Here is a 15488-nt window from a genome sequence, read left to right as displayed (position 1 = left end):
GACATTTTGTTGTATGATTATATTTGATTAAAACGATACTAAGGTTTACAATGGATATGGCTATTTTGGAAATCCTTTAAGTTTTATTGGAAATTCTTCTGAATTTAAGTGTATAAATTCACAAAAGAAACCGAATTTTTTTACAAAAAATAACACATAGACAGATTCACCTGTTGGAAGGAGCCGGAACATGAGCAGTATTCCTAAAATCGTCATCCTAGGCGCGGGATATGGAGGTATTTTGACCGCGCAGCGGCTGCAGAAAGCTTTGAACTACAATGAAGCTGATGTGACACTGGTTAACCGCCATGAGTATCACTATTTCACAACCCATCTGCATATGCCTGCTGCAGGTACAGACAGCATCGAGCATACCCGCGTATCTATTTCAAAATTAATTGATGAATTCAAAATTGATCTCGTAAAATCTTCCGTACAGGAAATCCGCACCCAGCAAAAAAAGGTAATTCTGGAAGATGGCACGCTGTCCTATGACTATCTTGTAATCGCTCTGGGAGGGGAACCCGAAACCTTCGGGATACCTGGACTGGACAAGTACGCACTGACGATCCGCAGCATTAATTCCGTGCGGCTGATCCGTGAGCATATTGAGTATCAATTCGCCAAATACAAGAATGAAAATAATGCACAGGAACATATTAATTTTGTTGTCGGCGGCGCAGGCTTCAGCGGCATTGAATTTGTGGCGGAGCTGGCAGACCGTATTCCGGCGCTGTGCAAGGAATTCGATGTGGATCCAAGCATGGTCAATATCTACAACGTGGAGGCTGCTCCGACGGCACTGCCGGGCTTCGCCCCTGAATTGGTAGAGCATGCCATGACTGTGCTGACGAAGAAGGGCGTGACCTTCAAGATCGGTGTAGCGATCAAGGAATGCCTGCCGGGCGGAGTTATCCTTGCGACGGGTGAAGAGATCAAGGCTTCAACCATCGTCTGGACCGGCGGTATCCGCGGCAACCGTCTGATTGAAGCCGCGGGTTTTGAAGCTATGCGCGGTCGGGTGAAGGTAGATGAATATCTGCGTGCACCGGGACATGAGAATATCTTTATTATCGGCGACGGCTCCCTGATGATTAATCCGGAAGGACGCCCGTATCCCCCGACGGCACAAATTGCCATGCAGCAGGGGGAATGCTGCGCCCATAATCTGGTGGCCGCAATCCGCAGCCAGCAGCCGAAGAAATTTGCCTTCAGCAACAAAGGCACTGTAGCTTCCCTGGGCAAAGGCCAAGGCATCGCTGTAGTGGGCGACAAGAAATATAAGGGCTGGACCGCGGCGCAGCTGAAGAAGGTTGTGGACATGCGTTATCTGTTCATCATCGGCGGCATTCCGCTGGTACTGAAGAAAGGAAGATTCCTCTAGGATGCGCCACTGCAGCGTACAAGTTCGCGGACTGCTGACGCGTGAGGAGCTGGACCGGTATAACGGGCTGATTGAGGCCGGGACTTATCTGGAGGATCAGAGCCGTTACGATCTCGCCTATAATATCCAGAAGGAGATTGACATTCTCATTCTGCCGGCAATTGAACGCCTGAAGGACAAGAGCCGGGCCCGCGACCGGGCGACGGCGGAATACCTGGAGGGCTTGCGTGAAGAGGGCGATGCCGGTGAAGAGGATGACGGCAAGAATCTGTCAGATGAGTAATTTGGAGTGGGATATATTTATTTATTAAATCCACTTGTGGTATAGTAAAGGTAGATAAGACGTACAATGCAAAGAGAGCCGTGCTACCAACACGACTCCCTGTTTGCAATAGCCGCTTTTAAGGGCGGTAGGCCTGGGCAAACAGGACACGACAAATAGACCGCATTCCTTTGCGAGGGGGGCGGTCTATTTGCGTTTATTGGACAGCAGCGCTACGATAAGCGAACCAAAGGTAAGCATAATCATCATTGCTTCAAACACTGTCACAAGGCATCCCTCCCTTCTTCGAGAGGTAGCCGACCGACCCTTTGAGCCTATTCTATTACTCAATCAGTATAGCATAAATGGCTGAAAGGGTAGGGGAACATTATAATAATTTATTTATACAGAAACTCAAACAAAGGGAAGGCCCCTCAGACAGGGAGCCTTCCCTTTATGACTTATCGGTATTTTGCGCTGCTACAGCTTCAGCAGTTCTTCAAAGGTGTCCGGTGTCAGCAGATTCCCGACATAGAACGGGCCAAATTCGCCGTAGCGGGCACTGACTTCGTCAAAGCGCATCTCATAGACCAGCTTCTTGAATTGGAGCGCATCATCGGCAAAGAGGGTGACGCCCCACTCCCAGTCATCGAAGCCGACAGAGCCGGTGATGATCTGCTTCACTTTGCCGGCATATCCGCGTCCGATTAACCCGTGCGAATACATCAGCTCGCGGCGCTTCTCCATATCGAGCATATACCAGTTGTCCGCAAGCTCGCGTTTTTTGTTCATCGGATAGAAGCAAATATGCTTCGTTTGCGGGAGAACAGGCTTTAAGCGGGCGGCTACGTGGGGGTTCTGCATCGGATCACTGCCGTCTCCGGCGCTTCCGCCTGCCGCATAGTTGCTGAGTTCAACGATGCTGACATAGGAATAAGACTTGGTGGTATACTGGGCAAAAGCGATTTTGTTAAAGGCGGTTTCAAGCTGGTTCAGCGCTTCCAGGCTTTCCCGCAGAAACATCATCACGAAATCAGCCTTCTGGCCGACAATGGAGTACACTGCAGTGCTTCCTTCCTTGGCTTCCTCCACCGGGCCCCATTCCTGCATGAAGGCATGCAGTTCTTCCAGGGCGACAGCGCGTTCTTCATCATCGGCGGCCGTCCAGGCTGTCCAGTTCAGAGAACGGAAGTCGTGCAGGGCATACCAGCCCTCCAGTGTCAACGCGGCTTCGTTCATGTATTCTCACTCCTTAGCATATGGATATATGTACAATCCGTTTGATCTATTTGCATTGTATCGCATGCAGGCAGGCAAGAGCAAACGCGCACCCCTGCTCTTATGGGGCGGATACCCGGAATCTCCGATAATGTTCATTGCTTCGCTACATTTTTTCTAGTAAACTTACTATTAATTAAGGTTTGCTGTGCGGTTCTTTATAGAGAGAGGGGATGGCAGTACGATGGGGTTTATTCCTGTGTTTGTTCTGGCCGTGTTGTTCTTTGTCATGATGTTTGGCATTGGCTTTATCCTTAACATGTTAATGAAGACCACCTGGTTCCCTGCCTATCTGTTCGTTATTGTGATTCTGCCTGTGGTCGTCTATTCGATCTGGGACCGTAGCGCCATGAGCCTGTGGGAGCATCTGTCGACCTTCCATCTCGTGGATTATCTCACCGGGGTTGCCGGTCTCGCCGGAGCGGTGCTCAGCGGCTGGACGATCCAGAAGCTGCGGCTCGGCGGCTACAAAATGTTCTAATAAAGAGCTTCGCGTGCATACGAACGGCTGCTGTCCTTATCCAAGGCTGGCGAGGCCGTTTTTTCTTGGAATCGAAGAGGATTTTCGGATTTTCCGCTAACGCCAGCAAGGGGGAACAAGCTGTCGATATCAAGGGGATATACGCTGAATTTGGACTTTTTTTTACATTTCCGGGCCGGGGTTTTGTGATAGAATAGAAATCTAAATGGATTCGTGTAGAAAAAGAGGGAGGTAATCCGCAGATGCGTATGAGTAACCTGCATCATTTCACCGAACATCATCGGTACTGCGTTTCCCGCGAATTCGGTCTAAGCAGTGTAGATGCACGTATGCTGGGCTCGGTCTATCAGCCGATGGTGGGCGCTTTTGCCATCAGCCTGTACCGGCTGCTGTTCGAGCATATTCCGGCTGAAGCAATCGGCTATTCTCCGGTGGAGCAGCAGCGTCGTCTGTTCATGACGCTGGGTGTGGAGCCGAATGAGAAAGGCCGCAAATATATAGTGGATCAGGCTTCCCGGCTGGAGGCGGTGGGGCTGCTGCAGACCTGCCGGATTTTTGTAGCGGAAACCGATGATTATATGTACGAATACGAACTGCTGCCGCCGCTGTCGCCGGCTGATTTTTTTGCAACCCAGCATTTGACGCTGCTGCTTCGTGACAAGATCGGCAAATTTGCCGTACTGTCGCTGCGTGAGCAGTTCTGGAACCGGGAACCGGAGGAATGGGGCCGCAGGTCGATCGGCAAAGAGAATATTTCCCTGCCCTTTTATGATATTTTTCAACTCAATACCCATGTGATTGACTATGAGCTGGAGCAGGCTCTGGCTGAGGTGGCGACAGTCAAGCAACCCGGCATGCGGGAAACCGGGGAACCGGCGATCGGTTACAGTGATATTATCCTGCGCTTTCCGCGTGAATCCGCCAACCGTGTCCATGTCGAGAAGCTGCGCTTTGACCATGCCCAGATGGGGATGATCAATTATGTAGCCCACAAATATGAGCTTAGCCCGCAGGATATGTCCCGCCTGCTGGATGAGGACGGGGTGTTCACACCGGAAGGTGAAGTGATTCTGGACGCGCTGCAGTACAAAGCAAGCCAGCATTTCCGGCAGGATATGAAACGCCAGGAGAAGCGGGAGATTGCGGCGGCAAAAGTGGTAGCCCTGCGCTCTGCTGCCTCCGTGGAAGGCGATGATTCCACACCGCCGATGGAGCAGCCGGTCGAAATGGAATATTATGTGGAAGTGCCGCCGCAATTTTTGTCCAAATGCGACATTCACCAATATAATATGATGCTGCGCAATGAGCCTTATACACGGCTGCTGCAGACCTTTTTTCCGGGGGCCGTGCCTACGCAGCTGATGGATACATTTGAGAAGATTGATCTCAATTATAAGCTGAGCGGCGAAGTGATTAATGTACTCATTCATTATCTGATGACCATGGTAGCTTCCGCAGGCGATCAGCGGATGAACCGCAACTTCGTGGAGGCGATTGCCTCGAACATGCTGGTGAAGCAGGTGAACACGTACGAGAAGGCTGTGCGTTATATCCGGGACCAGACCAAGGTCAAAGGCAAAGGTGCGGCAGCAGGGGCATCTGGCTCAGCCGGGACGCGCCAGCGCAGCTACAGCAAAACCGGCGGCCGTTCCGGCAAAGCGGAGATCCCGATTGTCCTGGATGACGGCAGCGCCGGAACCGTGTCGGAGGAAGAGTTCGCGGCGATGATGAAGAAGGCCGCTGAAATCAAGGCCAGTAAGAAAAAAGGCGTATCCAAGACGCCGTAATGAAAGCGAGGTGCGGCTATGGAGTCTATGGGCGAAGTGCTGCGTTCGATGAATAATTCCGCGCTCCGCCAGCGCTCCCGCGATCTTGAGCAGAACCTGCTGAACCATCCTCTGGTGAAGCAGCTTCAGGCCGAGCATCCCGAGCTGGACGAATCGCGGCTGCGGCTTCACTTGAGCCGCCTGTATCAATATGTGGAAGAAAGCCGCCACTGTGCGAATTGTCCGGGCCTGGAGAAGTGCCCGAACGACTTCCAGGGCCACTACAGCAAGCTTACCGTAGAGACTGTAGGCGGTATGGCAGATCTGTACGAGCGGAAGACGGCCTGCAATCTTAAGATTGCCCAGGATAATCAGGACAGCATCCGCAAGCGCATCCGCAGCTTTTATGTGGATGAGCGTGTGCTGAATGGCGGCTATGATGAAATTGACATTATGGGTAAGGACCCCCGCCGGGTCTCAGCCGTGAATCGTATATTTGATTATATTGCAGGGGCGAAGGAGAACGGGCTGACCTCGCGGGGGATATACCTGCAGGGCTCTTTTGGGACAGGCAAAACCTTTTTGATGTGCTATATGCTGCATGAACTGGCGATTGCCGGGTACAGCGGCGTCATCGTCTACATGCCTGATTTCATCGAGGAATTGAAGCTGATCATGATGGATAATCAGAAGCTGAAAGAAATGGTCGACACGATGAAGAACTGTGATCTGCTGATCTTTGACGATATCGGGGCGGAGAACCTGAATCCATGGGCCCGCGACCATGTGCTGGGGGCGATTCTGAACCACCGGATGAACCGCAAGCCGACCTTTTACACTTCGAATTATCCTTTGGACGGTCTGGAGAAGCATCTGAGCATTACGAGCAAGGACGGCGAGGAGATCTACAAAGGCCAACGGCTGATGGACCGGATTGCTCCGTTTGTGGATGTCATTCCGCTTTATGGCGAGAACCAGCGGGGAACGGTAAGATAATAGTGCTAAAGCAGCAAAATCCGGCTTCTTCCTTAAACGGAAGGGCCGGATTTTGCTGTTGCCCAGCTGAAAAGCATGTGGGTGAAGAGTTACTCGGATAAAAACTTGATAATCACCATGCCGAAGAAAACGACGGTCATAAAGCCCGTCATGCCGAAGAAGCCGGCGAGCAAATCGCCAAGGTCATTGCGCGGCTCCTCGTTGACATGCTCCCGCGGGTCGCGTGTGTGCGCGTTGACATCCATCTTTTTTCCTCCTTGCAGTTGCATGACTGCAATTAGTGGGTTACAGTTAGACGTGTGAGAGAAGTCATTGACAATTAATGCGTTTTCCTCAAGTATACGAACTCCCTGCGGCCTTGTAAAGAAGAGACTGCGTGGGAAGTATTTGATTTTGTGCAATTTAATTTCATAAAACATTATACAAAATCATTGTTAATATGTTATACTGTGGATGTGTCGGTAAATGGTAATCTGGTTATCATATTACATGAAACATTTTATCCCGTTATAATTTCGGAGTGAATTCGCCACACTAGGCTTATGGGTTATAGAAGCGGATGGAAGCTTCGTACAACTTAAAGGAGGAACTATATCATGGCTATCGTGAACGTGTCTGACCAATCCTTTGTGGGTGAAGTTGAAGGTCAAGGTACTGTTGTTGTAGATTTCTGGGCACCTTGGTGCGGCCCTTGCAAAATGCTTGCCCCAATTCTGGAGGAACTGTCCACCGAACTGGGAGACGATGTGAAAATTGCCAAGCTGAACGTTGATGAAAATCCGGAAACAGCTTCCCGTTTTGGAGTTATGAGTATTCCTACCCTGATCTTCTTCAAAGACGGCCAGCCTGTGGACAAAGTTGTTGGACTCAACTCCAAGGATTCCCTTAAGAATATTGTTGCAAAACATCAGTAAAATGATGCTGTAGTATCCGGGGCATATGCCCTGCCGACAAAGCGCCTTCGGTTTATCCGAAGGCGCTTTGTGTGTCAGGCGGAAGCTGGTGGTCCTAATGAACGTTTTTAGCCGGCAGTACTCTATTTTATATGCTATGGGGTTGAACCCATGGCTTCTTATATTTAAAATTAAGTTATCACGGTGTTGTTACAGGTGGGGGAGAACGCATGGATTATATGGAGAATATCCGCAACAAACTGGCATTGCTGCCCGACCTGCCCGGGTGCTATCTGATGAAAAATGAAGAGGGCACTATTATTTATGTGGGCAAGGCCAAGGTGCTGAAGAACCGGGTCCGCTCTTATTTTACGGGCAGCCATAACGGTAAGACCCAGAGGCTCGTCGCCAATATTACCGACTTTGAATATATCGTCACGTCCAGCAATATGGAGGCGCTCATTCTGGAGTGCAACCTGATTAAAAAGCATATGCCGCGTTATAATGTGCTTTTGAAGGATGACAAGACGTTTCCGTATTTGAAAATTACGAATGAAGCTCATCCGCGCCTGGAGGTTACGCGCCGGGTGATTAAGGATAAAGCGAAGTATTTCGGTCCATATCCAAACGCTTATGCGGCGCATCAGACCAAGAAGCTGCTCGACCGGATGTATCCGCTGCGCAAGTGCGGCGTGATGCCGAAGGAAGTCTGCCTGTATTATCATATGGGCCAGTGTCTGGCGCCCTGCGAGAAGGAAGTGCCCAAGTCCGCTTATGAGGAGATTACGCAGAGCATTGCCGGTTTTCTCGGAGGCGGCCATGAGGCAGTCAAGAAGGATCTGCAGCAAAAGATGCAGGAGGCCGCAGAGGAGCTGTATTTCGAGCGGGCCAAGGAGCTGCGCGACCAGATCATCCACATCGATGCCCTGATGGAGAAGCAGAAAATTAACACGGCTGATACCAAAGACCGCGATGTATTCGGCTATGCCGTGGACAAGGGCTGGATGTGTGTGCAGATTCTGTACATGCGGCAGGGGAAAATGATCCAGCGGCACTCCTCCGTGTTCCCTTTCTACGGGGAGGCGTACAGCGATTTCATCTCTTATGTGGCGCAGTACTACAGCGAGAACCCTGCCCTGCCGCAAGAAATCCTGCTGCCGGATACATTGCTTGAAGGCGCAGATAAATCAGGCAAACCGCAGCTGGCTGTCAGCGGTGAGACTGAGGCGGCCGGCGCAGAAGCGGCGCTGGAGGCTGAGGTGGTGCTGGCTGCTGAAGATACAGGTGAGGCTGCGGGAAGCGCGGCAGACAGCGGGATGACAGAAGCGGCTACTGCCGTGCGGACAGAGTCGGATGAAGCGGCACTGGAGGCTGCAGCGCAAGCGGATGCGGGTGAAGCTGCTGCGGCTGAGGCGGCCGCTGAAGGCACCGTGGACGCAGCCGGCGGCGCGGCGGCTCTGCAGGAGTGGCTGGGCGTCAAGGTGCTGGTACCGCAGCGCGGGCTGAAGAAGCAGATGGTCGGGATGGCCTGCCAGAACGGCCGGGTGGCGCTGGACGAGAAGTTCCGCCTGATCGAGCGGGACGAGGAGCGCACCTCCGGCGCAGCGATCAGCCTGGGCCAGAGCCTGGGCCTGGAATCGCTTAGCCGGATTGAAGCATTTGACAACTCGAATATCCAGGGAACCAATCCGGTATCCGCGATGGTTGTGTTCATTGACGGCAAACCTGCACGCAAGGAATACCGCAAATACAAGGTCCGCTCGGTACAGGGACCGGATGACTACGAAACCATGCGCGAGGTGATCCGCCGCCGCTATGAGCGCGTGCTGAAGGAGAACCTGCCGCAGCCGGATCTGATTGTGGTCGATGGAGGGAAAGGGCAAATTTCTTCCGCCATTGACATTCTGCAGAATGAACTGGGGCTGTACATCCCGGTCTGCGGCCTGGTGAAGGACGACAAGCACAGAACGGCGCAGCTGCTGGTTGGTGATTCCGCCGAGCCGGTGCAGCTTGCCCGGGACAGCCAGGAGTTTTATCTGCTGCAGCGCATTCAGGATGAAGTTCACCGGTTTGCGATTACATTCCACCGCGAGCAGCGCGGCAAATCGATGGTAACCTCGAAGCTCGACTCCATTCCGGGCATCGGCGACAAGCGCCGGAAGCTGCTGCTGAAGCATTTTGGCTCGCTCAAAAAAATCAAGGAGGCCAGCATCGAGGACTTCCGTCCGCTGTCGATCGGCGACAAGCTGGCTGCGCAGATTCTGGATGCCCTGAAGGATGAAGGGCCGTCATTATAAAGTATTATAGTTTTATACAAGAAGAGACTGGCCTGAGGGCCGGTCTCTTCTTGTGTATCGTTCCATTTAGCCTCCCTGAAAAAAGGGGGATCCCTAATGGACCCAGATGCCGTTATCTGCTTGAAATCGGTCTTTGCCGGGCGCTTATGGACCCAGATGACCCTATTTCATGCAAATCCACCTTTATGCTCCGGGAAATGCCAGCTTAGCGTCTCCTCAGTCCGTTAGCATGAATAAAAAAACCGGATTGTTGAAATAACGGCGCTGGAGTCCGTAATATCTGCAAGACTCATCATGCGTAGGAGAACTATTAGAACATGCAAGGCACTACACGCGTAAACGGCTGAGCCGCCCATGGAAAGGCGCTCAGCCGTTTTGCGGCCGGTCTTCAGTTAGGCGATGGGGCTGACAGGCTCTGCCGGCTCCATCTTGCGCGGGGGATTGAACCGGTACACGATATAGCCCACGATAAACGGCAGGACGATGGTGACGATACCCGCACCTACATTCACGGATTCCTTCATGAAGATCAGTGTGGCGCCCATCAGGATGCTGTCAAACACCACGTGGCTGAACATGGCGGCGATAAAGCCGTAGCGCAGGAAGATATAGCTGAACAGCAAGCCGATCACCGTCAGCTCAATCGGACGCGAGCTGATGGGATAGATCGGGTACAGCGTATGTCCAAACGCCCAGATTAGCGTGGTGATGAGCGAAGCCAGGAAGGTGCTGCGGACGATCTTCTTGACCATCCGGATGCCGAACAGGCGGTATACGGCTTCCTCGGACAACCCGGCAAGCCAGGCGACGATGGGCAGCAGCCAGGCATATCTCATATTGTACGGTGACTGGCTGGCATCCGTGGTGGACCAGTTATGCAGGGTGTATGACAGAATAATGAACATAAGCGTCTGTACGCCGAGCAGAATAAAGGCCCAGACATACCCGGCGCGCATGCTGTCCAGCACATAACGCCCGTAACCCGGCTCCTTGGCGCGCGGCCAGGGGTTCAATCCCTCTTCCTTGCGCCACAGGCCGTTGCCGCCAACAAGGGAGAAGTAGAGCATCAGCGACATCAGCAGACTGTAAAAAATATAGAATATGAGCATGACGAGACTTGTGATGCGGCTCTCCAGGCTGTCCCCGCTGGCTTCCGGCAGCATGTTGTAGGTACTGACCATCATAATTACAAAATGGGCGGAGCTGAGGAAAATTCCCCGCTTGAATGAGGTATGCCCTCTGCGCAGAATGCTGTAGATCAGGGCCAGAATGCCCAGCGCCAGCGTAGGCACGCCGTAGCCGACCCCGGTCAGCCACCTGGCGAGGGCGGTCTGATCCTCAACATAACTGGTATGCCAGGCAGGGGCGGTGAAGCCTGCCCGGAAATACGCGACCTGTTCCTGCTGGAATTTGAATTTGTACTGCAGCTGCGACTCTCCAATCTTGACAGAGCTGTCTGTATAGACCAGCCCGTCAGGATCTGTACCCGGCTGGATCTGCAGCTTGGCGGGATTCACTTCCCATAATTGAAGCCACGGGCGGGCAAGCTCCTTTTTCTGTTCAAGCGAAAGCTCCGGTTCACTGGCCGTGCTTACAGTACCGGGCAGGGCGGAGTTGCTGTGATTCCCTGTTTCAGCGCTGGAGCTTGTGCCTTCCCCGCGGCTGAATCCCACAACCTTTCCGGTGTACATATTAAGATCAACCGATAGAATCGGGTTCACTTCACCGGAAGCGTAGAGTACGGCATGAAAGACATCGAACGGATAACGCTGATCCAGCTTCGCTTTGGAATATTGATCCAGAAGCTTCTCCCGGGACATATAGCCGTAGAAGGAAGAATCGGTCCTGTAGCTTACAGCCCATTCCTCCCCTGTGGAATCCGGATGGCCAAGCTGCTGGGCTGCGAATGCGGCGGCTTGCTCACGGGCCTCATTTTTGCTGATAGGTGTGGTGTCAGAATCACCCGAGTCCCCTAGGAGCTGGGGAGCGATCTGGAACATAATGAACACAATAAGACCGATGATACCCGCAAGAATGAGCCTGGTCGAAAGGGGCCGCTGCTGTAGGGGCTGGCCGACGGAATTCATGTAACGCCTCCTTGTTATGTAATATGCCTGTTCTTTCCATTATAATATTAGCGGCAGGCCGGTTACAAAAAAATGCCGTATTATCCTTTTACGTGGAAATGGCCGGGCTTATGCTTATTTTGTCCTTCCGGCTTCATTTTTTTGTACCAGGAGGGGCTGGGAATATTTTGGCCTGCAAGAATACAGCATACCGCAAAAGGCTGACCAGTTAAAGTTCAATCCCATAACGGAAATGAGCTGTAATAAAATGAACCTTTGTGAAGTTAGGGAATAACGTTTATAATTTGTATGTTTCTTACGCAACCAGCGAGAGGATGAGAAGGTTGGCTTCACCGTTACCCAAGATTAACAATTTTAGATTTTTGAAGCTGTCCCCGCCGCAGATTCTGGTGCTGGGCTTTGCAGCCGTTATTCTGATCGGGACCCTGCTTCTGATGCTTCCCGTGTCGAGCGCGTCGGGAGAATCACTCAACTTTATCGATGCGCTGTTTACTGCAACTTCTGCAACTTGCGTTACCGGGCTGGTGGTGGTGGATACAGGGACGTATTTTACCGTGTTCGGACAAATTGTGATTATGGTGCTTATTCAAGTCGGCGGCCTGGGTTTTATGACGATGGCCACCCTGTTTGCGCTTGTACTGAAACGCAGGATCTCCCTGCGTGACCGGCTGATTCTCCAGGAAGCCATGAATCAGAGCTCAATGGAAGGCATTGTGCGGCTGATCCGCAAGGTGCTGATTTATTCACTTGTCATTGAAGCCGGGGCGGCCGTTATACTTTCGATGCGCTGGGCATTTGATATGCCGTTTGGGCGTGCGGTCTATTTTGGTATTTTTCATGCAGTGTCGATGTTCAACAATGCCGGGTTCGATATCTTCGGGGACTATCGCAGCCTGACTGGATATGTCAGCGACCCTATTGTGAACATTGTGGTCATGTTTCTGATTGTTTCGGGGGGCATTGGCTTTATCGTTATGTCGGATCTCGTAGACTATCGCCGCCGTACCCGCAGATTGTCACTGCACAGCAAGGTGGTTCTGTCCATGACAGCGGCGCTGATTGTGATCGGAACGGTTGTTATCTTTGTTTTTGAATTCACCAACACCCGCACGCTGGGTCCGTTGAACTTCGGCGGCAAAATCTGGGCCGCGTTCTTTCAGTCCGTTACTCCGCGTACAGCCGGGGCGAATACAGTGGATATTGCCGGACTCCGCCAGGCCTCGCAATTTTTTATAGTGATTCTGATGTTCATCGGCGCTTCGCCCGGCTCAACTGGCGGCGGTATCAAGACTACCACCTTCACCCTGATGATCGGTGCGGTTATCTCGATGCTCCGCGGACGCGAGGATATCGTCTTGTTCCGTTACCGTCTTGCACAGGAACGTGTATTCAAGGCTTTGACAGTTACCCTGCTGGCACTGCTGCTGATTGTGACCGTGTCCATGGTGCTGTCCACCACGGAGGATCGGGCCTTTCTGATGATTCTGTTCGAGACGACCTCGGCTTTTGCTACGGTGGGCCTCAGTATGGGACTTACGCCGGAGCTGAGCCAGGCCGGCAAAATCCTGATCTGCCTGACTATGTTCGCCGGACGGCTTGGGCTGCTCACCCTGGCGTATGCAATTGGTCCAAAAAGGGTAAGCAATTATATAAATATCCGGAAGGCAAAATGATAATTGGATAAGGGGTTATTGATATTATGAAAGCACAGCAGTTTGTCATCATCGGACTCGGCCGCTTTGGCTCAAGTCTTGCCCTGGAGCTGATGGCCATGGGCTATGAAGTGCTTGGCATTGACCATGTTGAGGAACGGGTGGAGGAAATGAGCGGACAGCTGACGCATACGGTCATGGCGGATGCCACGGATGAGGGAATCATGCGCTCCCTGGGTGTGCGCAATTTTGATTGCGGCATAGTTGCAATCGGAGACAACATGGAACGCAGCATCCTGGCGGCGATTCTTTTAAAAGAGCTGGGTGTGAAGCAGGTGGTGGCCAAAGCGATTTCGATCCTTCACGGCCGGGCGCTTTCCAAGCTGGGTGTGGACCGTGTGATTTTTCCTGAACGGGATATGGGGGTCCGTGTGGCTCATCAGCTGACCACGCCGAACCTGCTGGATTATATCGAGCTTTCCAAAGATTACAAGGTGGTCGAGCTGACCGTGCCTGCCTGTATGGACGGCAAAAGCCTCTCTGAGCTCAACACACGGGCCAAATATGGCTGCAGCATCATTGCCCTGAACCGCGAAGACGGCGTAATTGTTGCCCCCACTGCACATGACCATGTGCATCAGGGTGATATTATGGTGGTCATCGGTTCCAATGAGAGCATTGTGGAGTTCGAGGACGAAGCGGTGAATGTGGAGTAGCGGAGAGAATCTGTCCCGATTTATCATATGATAAGAAGAGTGTCACACAAATCGGCAGGTTTTAGGCTGAAGGAGCTGTTCTGAATGATTAGACATATATTTCCATGTGTTTTGCTCCTCTTGATGATTACGATGATAACGGGCTGTACTTCAGATTCAGTTGACACACCGCTCTATGAGGGGCAGCCCTTGGAGATTGGGATCATAGGGGATGCTCCTGCTATCCGTGAGCGGAATATCAGCTTTACAGACATTTCCGCCAATATCAAAGATGCCTATTCGCGGATATTCGCCACTATTGCCTCGCTCTCACAATAATAAAGGCCCGGATGTGCATCCGGGCCTTTTATTATCCAGGACGTCGATGGCTCAACGCCCCATTCTGTTCCTGACTTTCCCCTGTGCGGGCTAATCCCGTCCCGGCAGGAACACTTGCTCAGTGACCTGCACCAGGCAGCGTGCGGCTGTACTCAGGCCGCCGCTGCTTGGGTAGATCAGGCAGGTTGTCCGCTGGGTCTGCTCCAGCTCCTTGATATGCAGCGAGACCAGGCCGCCCCCATTCAGCAGCTCCGGGCGGAGGTAAGACTTCGGCAGCAGCGCCGCAGCCTTGATCGTCGGCAGCAGCCGGACGATGGCCTCGAAGGAGTCGATCTCCATCCGCACGTCGGGATCGACTCCACTGCGCTGGAACAGCTCGTCGGTCATGCGGCGGTACCAGGTACCCTTGGAAAAGAGGATCATCGGCAGCCGGGAGAGGTCGCTCATCGTCAGCTTCGCAGACAGGGTCAGCGGGTGGTGCTCGGAAACCACCAGCCGCAGCTGATCCTCGAACAGCGGGATGCAGCGCAGACCCGGCTCCTGGGTGGCCGATGCGATGATCCCGAGATCGGCCCTGCCCTCGCTGACCGAGGAGACGATCTCATGCGTCTTGCCGGTAATCAGCTTCAGCTCGGCCGCCGGGTATTTCTCCATATAGGCATTCACAAGCGGCGGCAGTGTGGTCTGGAGCGTGGTAAGGCTGGCGCCGAGCGTTACCAGTTGGGGTTCCCCTTCTTTGAACTTCGACAACGCTTCCAGAAACTTAGAGCGCTGCTGCCGCTGCTCCAGTGCATAGGTATAAGTAAGTCGGCCCACCTCCGTCAGCTCCAGCCGTTTGCCGAAGCGGTTGAACAGCGCAACGCCGAGCCGCTCCTCCAGCTTGGAGATCTTGCGGGAGAGGGCAGGCTGGGACAAATTGAGCTGGCGCGATGCCCGGTTCAGGCTGGAATGCTCCACGACAGCAGCAAAAATATCCAAATCATCAAACATAAGCCATCCTCCTTGAAGTGATACCATATTCGATAAAGTGATAAATAGCATAGCCGTTATAAGGGGATAGCCTTTCCCAGCAAGGAGAAATAGAGCTTTTACTCCTATTTTCGCCTGCTAAATGAGAATTATTATCACATTAAAAATATTCTTATGCGTTTATTGTATAACGTTTAATAATTAGATTGCAATTCCCTTATAAGTGAAAAAGGAGTAACATGAAAAGTGACACAAGATATTCACATATTGTGAATGTTGCAGCAAAGTCCGGGAAAATAATGAATTACGGTGAAAATAGACATTTTGCGGGCTTCCCTAAGCCCCTTACCCCCTGTTTCAACTGTACTCCCGGCAGTGTATGCTCATTA

At 52.3% G+C, this 15488-nt stretch carries 14 protein-coding genes and 1 pseudogene; 10 read left to right on the top strand and 5 right to left on the bottom strand.

Features of this window, described 5'->3' with window-relative positions; genetic code table 11:
* Nucleotides 1-190 precede the first annotated feature (190 nt).
* The gene (locus tag JI735_RS03175) at nucleotides 191-1384 is read left to right on the top strand and encodes an NAD(P)/FAD-dependent oxidoreductase (protein WP_020426360.1); all 1194 of its coding nucleotides are present in this window, start codon (nucleotides 191-193) and stop codon (nucleotides 1382-1384) included.
* A 1-nt stretch (nucleotide 1385) separates the two neighbouring features.
* Nucleotides 1386-1667 carry a hypothetical protein gene (locus JI735_RS03170; RefSeq protein ID WP_039833754.1) on the top strand — a complete coding sequence of 94 codons (282 nt, stop codon included), beginning with the start codon at nucleotides 1386-1388 and terminating at the stop codon, nucleotides 1665-1667.
* 186 nt (nucleotides 1668-1853) lie between these two features.
* Here JI735_RS03170 and JI735_RS37690 read toward each other — a convergent pair whose 3' ends face one another.
* Together JI735_RS37690 and hemQ are read right to left on the bottom strand one after the other, a co-directional pair.
* Nucleotides 1854-1928: a putative holin-like toxin gene (locus tag JI735_RS37690; protein WP_379146348.1), complete on the bottom strand. Its 75-nt coding sequence runs from the start codon at nucleotides 1926-1928 to the stop codon at nucleotides 1854-1856.
* A 198-nt stretch (nucleotides 1929-2126) separates the two neighbouring features.
* On the bottom strand, nucleotides 2127-2885 hold the full coding sequence (gene hemQ / locus JI735_RS03165) for a hydrogen peroxide-dependent heme synthase (protein ID WP_020430361.1): 759 nt from the start codon (nucleotides 2883-2885) through the stop codon (nucleotides 2127-2129).
* 223 nt (nucleotides 2886-3108) lie between these two features.
* Here hemQ and JI735_RS03160 point away from each other — a divergent pair, with 223 nt between their 5' ends.
* From JI735_RS03160 to dnaI, 3 genes are all read left to right on the top strand, one after another.
* A complete protein-coding gene (locus tag JI735_RS03160) occupies nucleotides 3109-3405 on the top strand; it encodes a YuiB family protein (RefSeq protein ID WP_020430362.1) in 297 nt (98 codons plus the stop codon).
* A 242-nt stretch (nucleotides 3406-3647) separates the two neighbouring features.
* On the top strand, nucleotides 3648-5192 hold the full coding sequence (locus tag JI735_RS03155; RefSeq protein WP_202677043.1) for a replication initiation and membrane attachment family protein: 1545 nt from the start codon (nucleotides 3648-3650) through the stop codon (nucleotides 5190-5192).
* Nucleotides 5193-5210: 18 nt separating this feature from the next.
* Entirely contained in the window at nucleotides 5211-6167 is a 957-nt protein-coding gene (dnaI, locus tag JI735_RS03150) for a primosomal protein DnaI (RefSeq protein ID WP_020430368.1), read from the top strand.
* Between the two features lie 89 nt (nucleotides 6168-6256).
* Here dnaI and JI735_RS03145 read toward each other — a convergent pair whose 3' ends face one another.
* A complete protein-coding gene (locus tag JI735_RS03145) occupies nucleotides 6257-6412 on the bottom strand; it encodes a hypothetical protein (RefSeq protein ID WP_020430369.1) in 156 nt (51 codons plus the stop codon).
* Between the two features lie 351 nt (nucleotides 6413-6763).
* On the opposite strand from JI735_RS03145, the gene trxA reads away from it, so the two are divergent.
* Entirely contained in the window at nucleotides 6764-7081 is a 318-nt protein-coding gene (gene trxA / locus JI735_RS03140) for a thioredoxin (protein ID WP_020430371.1), read from the top strand.
* A 209-nt stretch (nucleotides 7082-7290) separates the two neighbouring features.
* Nucleotides 7291-9357 (top strand): excinuclease ABC subunit UvrC, encoded by a 2067-nt coding sequence (gene uvrC, locus JI735_RS03135; RefSeq protein ID WP_039833748.1) that lies wholly within the window; start codon nucleotides 7291-7293, stop codon nucleotides 9355-9357.
* A 392-nt stretch (nucleotides 9358-9749) separates the two neighbouring features.
* On the opposite strand, the gene JI735_RS03130 is transcribed toward uvrC, so the two are convergent.
* Entirely contained in the window at nucleotides 9750-11444 is a 1695-nt protein-coding gene (locus JI735_RS03130; protein ID WP_039833747.1) for a CPBP family intramembrane glutamic endopeptidase, read from the bottom strand.
* Nucleotides 11445-11758: 314 nt separating this feature from the next.
* Between JI735_RS03130 and JI735_RS03125 the strand changes: the two are divergent.
* The 3 genes and pseudogenes from JI735_RS03125 (at nucleotide 11759) to JI735_RS03115 (ending at nucleotide 14130) form a co-directional block, all read left to right on the top strand.
* Nucleotides 11759-13128 (top strand): annotated as a pseudogene (locus JI735_RS03125) (TrkH family potassium uptake protein).
* A 15-nt stretch (nucleotides 13129-13143) separates the two neighbouring features.
* On the top strand, nucleotides 13144-13812 hold the full coding sequence (locus JI735_RS03120) for a potassium channel family protein (RefSeq protein ID WP_020430387.1): 669 nt from the start codon (nucleotides 13144-13146) through the stop codon (nucleotides 13810-13812).
* Between the two features lie 84 nt (nucleotides 13813-13896).
* Nucleotides 13897-14130: a hypothetical protein gene (locus JI735_RS03115; RefSeq protein WP_039833746.1), complete on the top strand. Its 234-nt coding sequence runs from the start codon at nucleotides 13897-13899 to the stop codon at nucleotides 14128-14130.
* 90 nt (nucleotides 14131-14220) lie between these two features.
* Here the strand turns inward: JI735_RS03115 and JI735_RS03110 are convergent, their stop codons facing one another.
* Complete coding sequence (locus JI735_RS03110) at nucleotides 14221-15120, bottom strand: LysR family transcriptional regulator (protein ID WP_039833745.1); 900 nt, start codon at nucleotides 15118-15120, stop codon at nucleotides 14221-14223.
* Between the last annotated feature and the right edge of the window lie 368 nt (nucleotides 15121-15488).

It is taken from the genome of Paenibacillus sonchi (assembly GCF_016772475.1).
Classification (GTDB): domain Bacteria; phylum Bacillota; class Bacilli; order Paenibacillales; family Paenibacillaceae; genus Paenibacillus_AQ; species Paenibacillus_AQ sonchi.
Note: the sequence above shows the minus strand (reverse complement) of the source record. Positions and strands in the feature narration are given on the sequence as shown.

Bases quoted from the DNA above. Each gene is read 5' to 3' on its own strand.
- JI735_RS03175 (WP_020426360.1), top strand. From the start codon at position 191: ATGAGCAGTATTCCTAAAATCGTCATCCTAGGCGCGGGATATGGAGGT.
- JI735_RS03170 (WP_039833754.1), top strand. From the start codon at position 1,386: ATGCGCCACTGCAGCGTACAAGTTCGCGGACTGCTGACGCGTGAGGAG.
- hemQ (WP_020430361.1), bottom strand. From the start codon at position 2,885: ATGAACGAAGCCGCGTTGACACTGGAGGGCTGGTATGCCCTGCACGAC.
- JI735_RS03160 (WP_020430362.1), top strand. From the start codon at position 3,109: ATGGGGTTTATTCCTGTGTTTGTTCTGGCCGTGTTGTTCTTTGTCATG.
- JI735_RS03155 (WP_202677043.1), top strand. From the start codon at position 3,648: ATGCGTATGAGTAACCTGCATCATTTCACCGAACATCATCGGTACTGC.
- dnaI (WP_020430368.1), top strand. From the start codon at position 5,211: ATGGAGTCTATGGGCGAAGTGCTGCGTTCGATGAATAATTCCGCGCTC.
- JI735_RS03145 (WP_020430369.1), bottom strand. From the start codon at position 6,412: ATGGATGTCAACGCGCACACACGCGACCCGCGGGAGCATGTCAACGAG.
- trxA (WP_020430371.1), top strand. From the start codon at position 6,764: ATGGCTATCGTGAACGTGTCTGACCAATCCTTTGTGGGTGAAGTTGAA.
- uvrC (WP_039833748.1), top strand. From the start codon at position 7,291: ATGGATTATATGGAGAATATCCGCAACAAACTGGCATTGCTGCCCGAC.
- JI735_RS03130 (WP_039833747.1), bottom strand. From the start codon at position 11,444: ATGAATTCCGTCGGCCAGCCCCTACAGCAGCGGCCCCTTTCGACCAGG.
- JI735_RS03120 (WP_020430387.1), top strand. From the start codon at position 13,144: ATGAAAGCACAGCAGTTTGTCATCATCGGACTCGGCCGCTTTGGCTCA.
- JI735_RS03115 (WP_039833746.1), top strand. From the start codon at position 13,897: ATGATTAGACATATATTTCCATGTGTTTTGCTCCTCTTGATGATTACG.
- JI735_RS03110 (WP_039833745.1), bottom strand. From the start codon at position 15,120: ATGTTTGATGATTTGGATATTTTTGCTGCTGTCGTGGAGCATTCCAGC.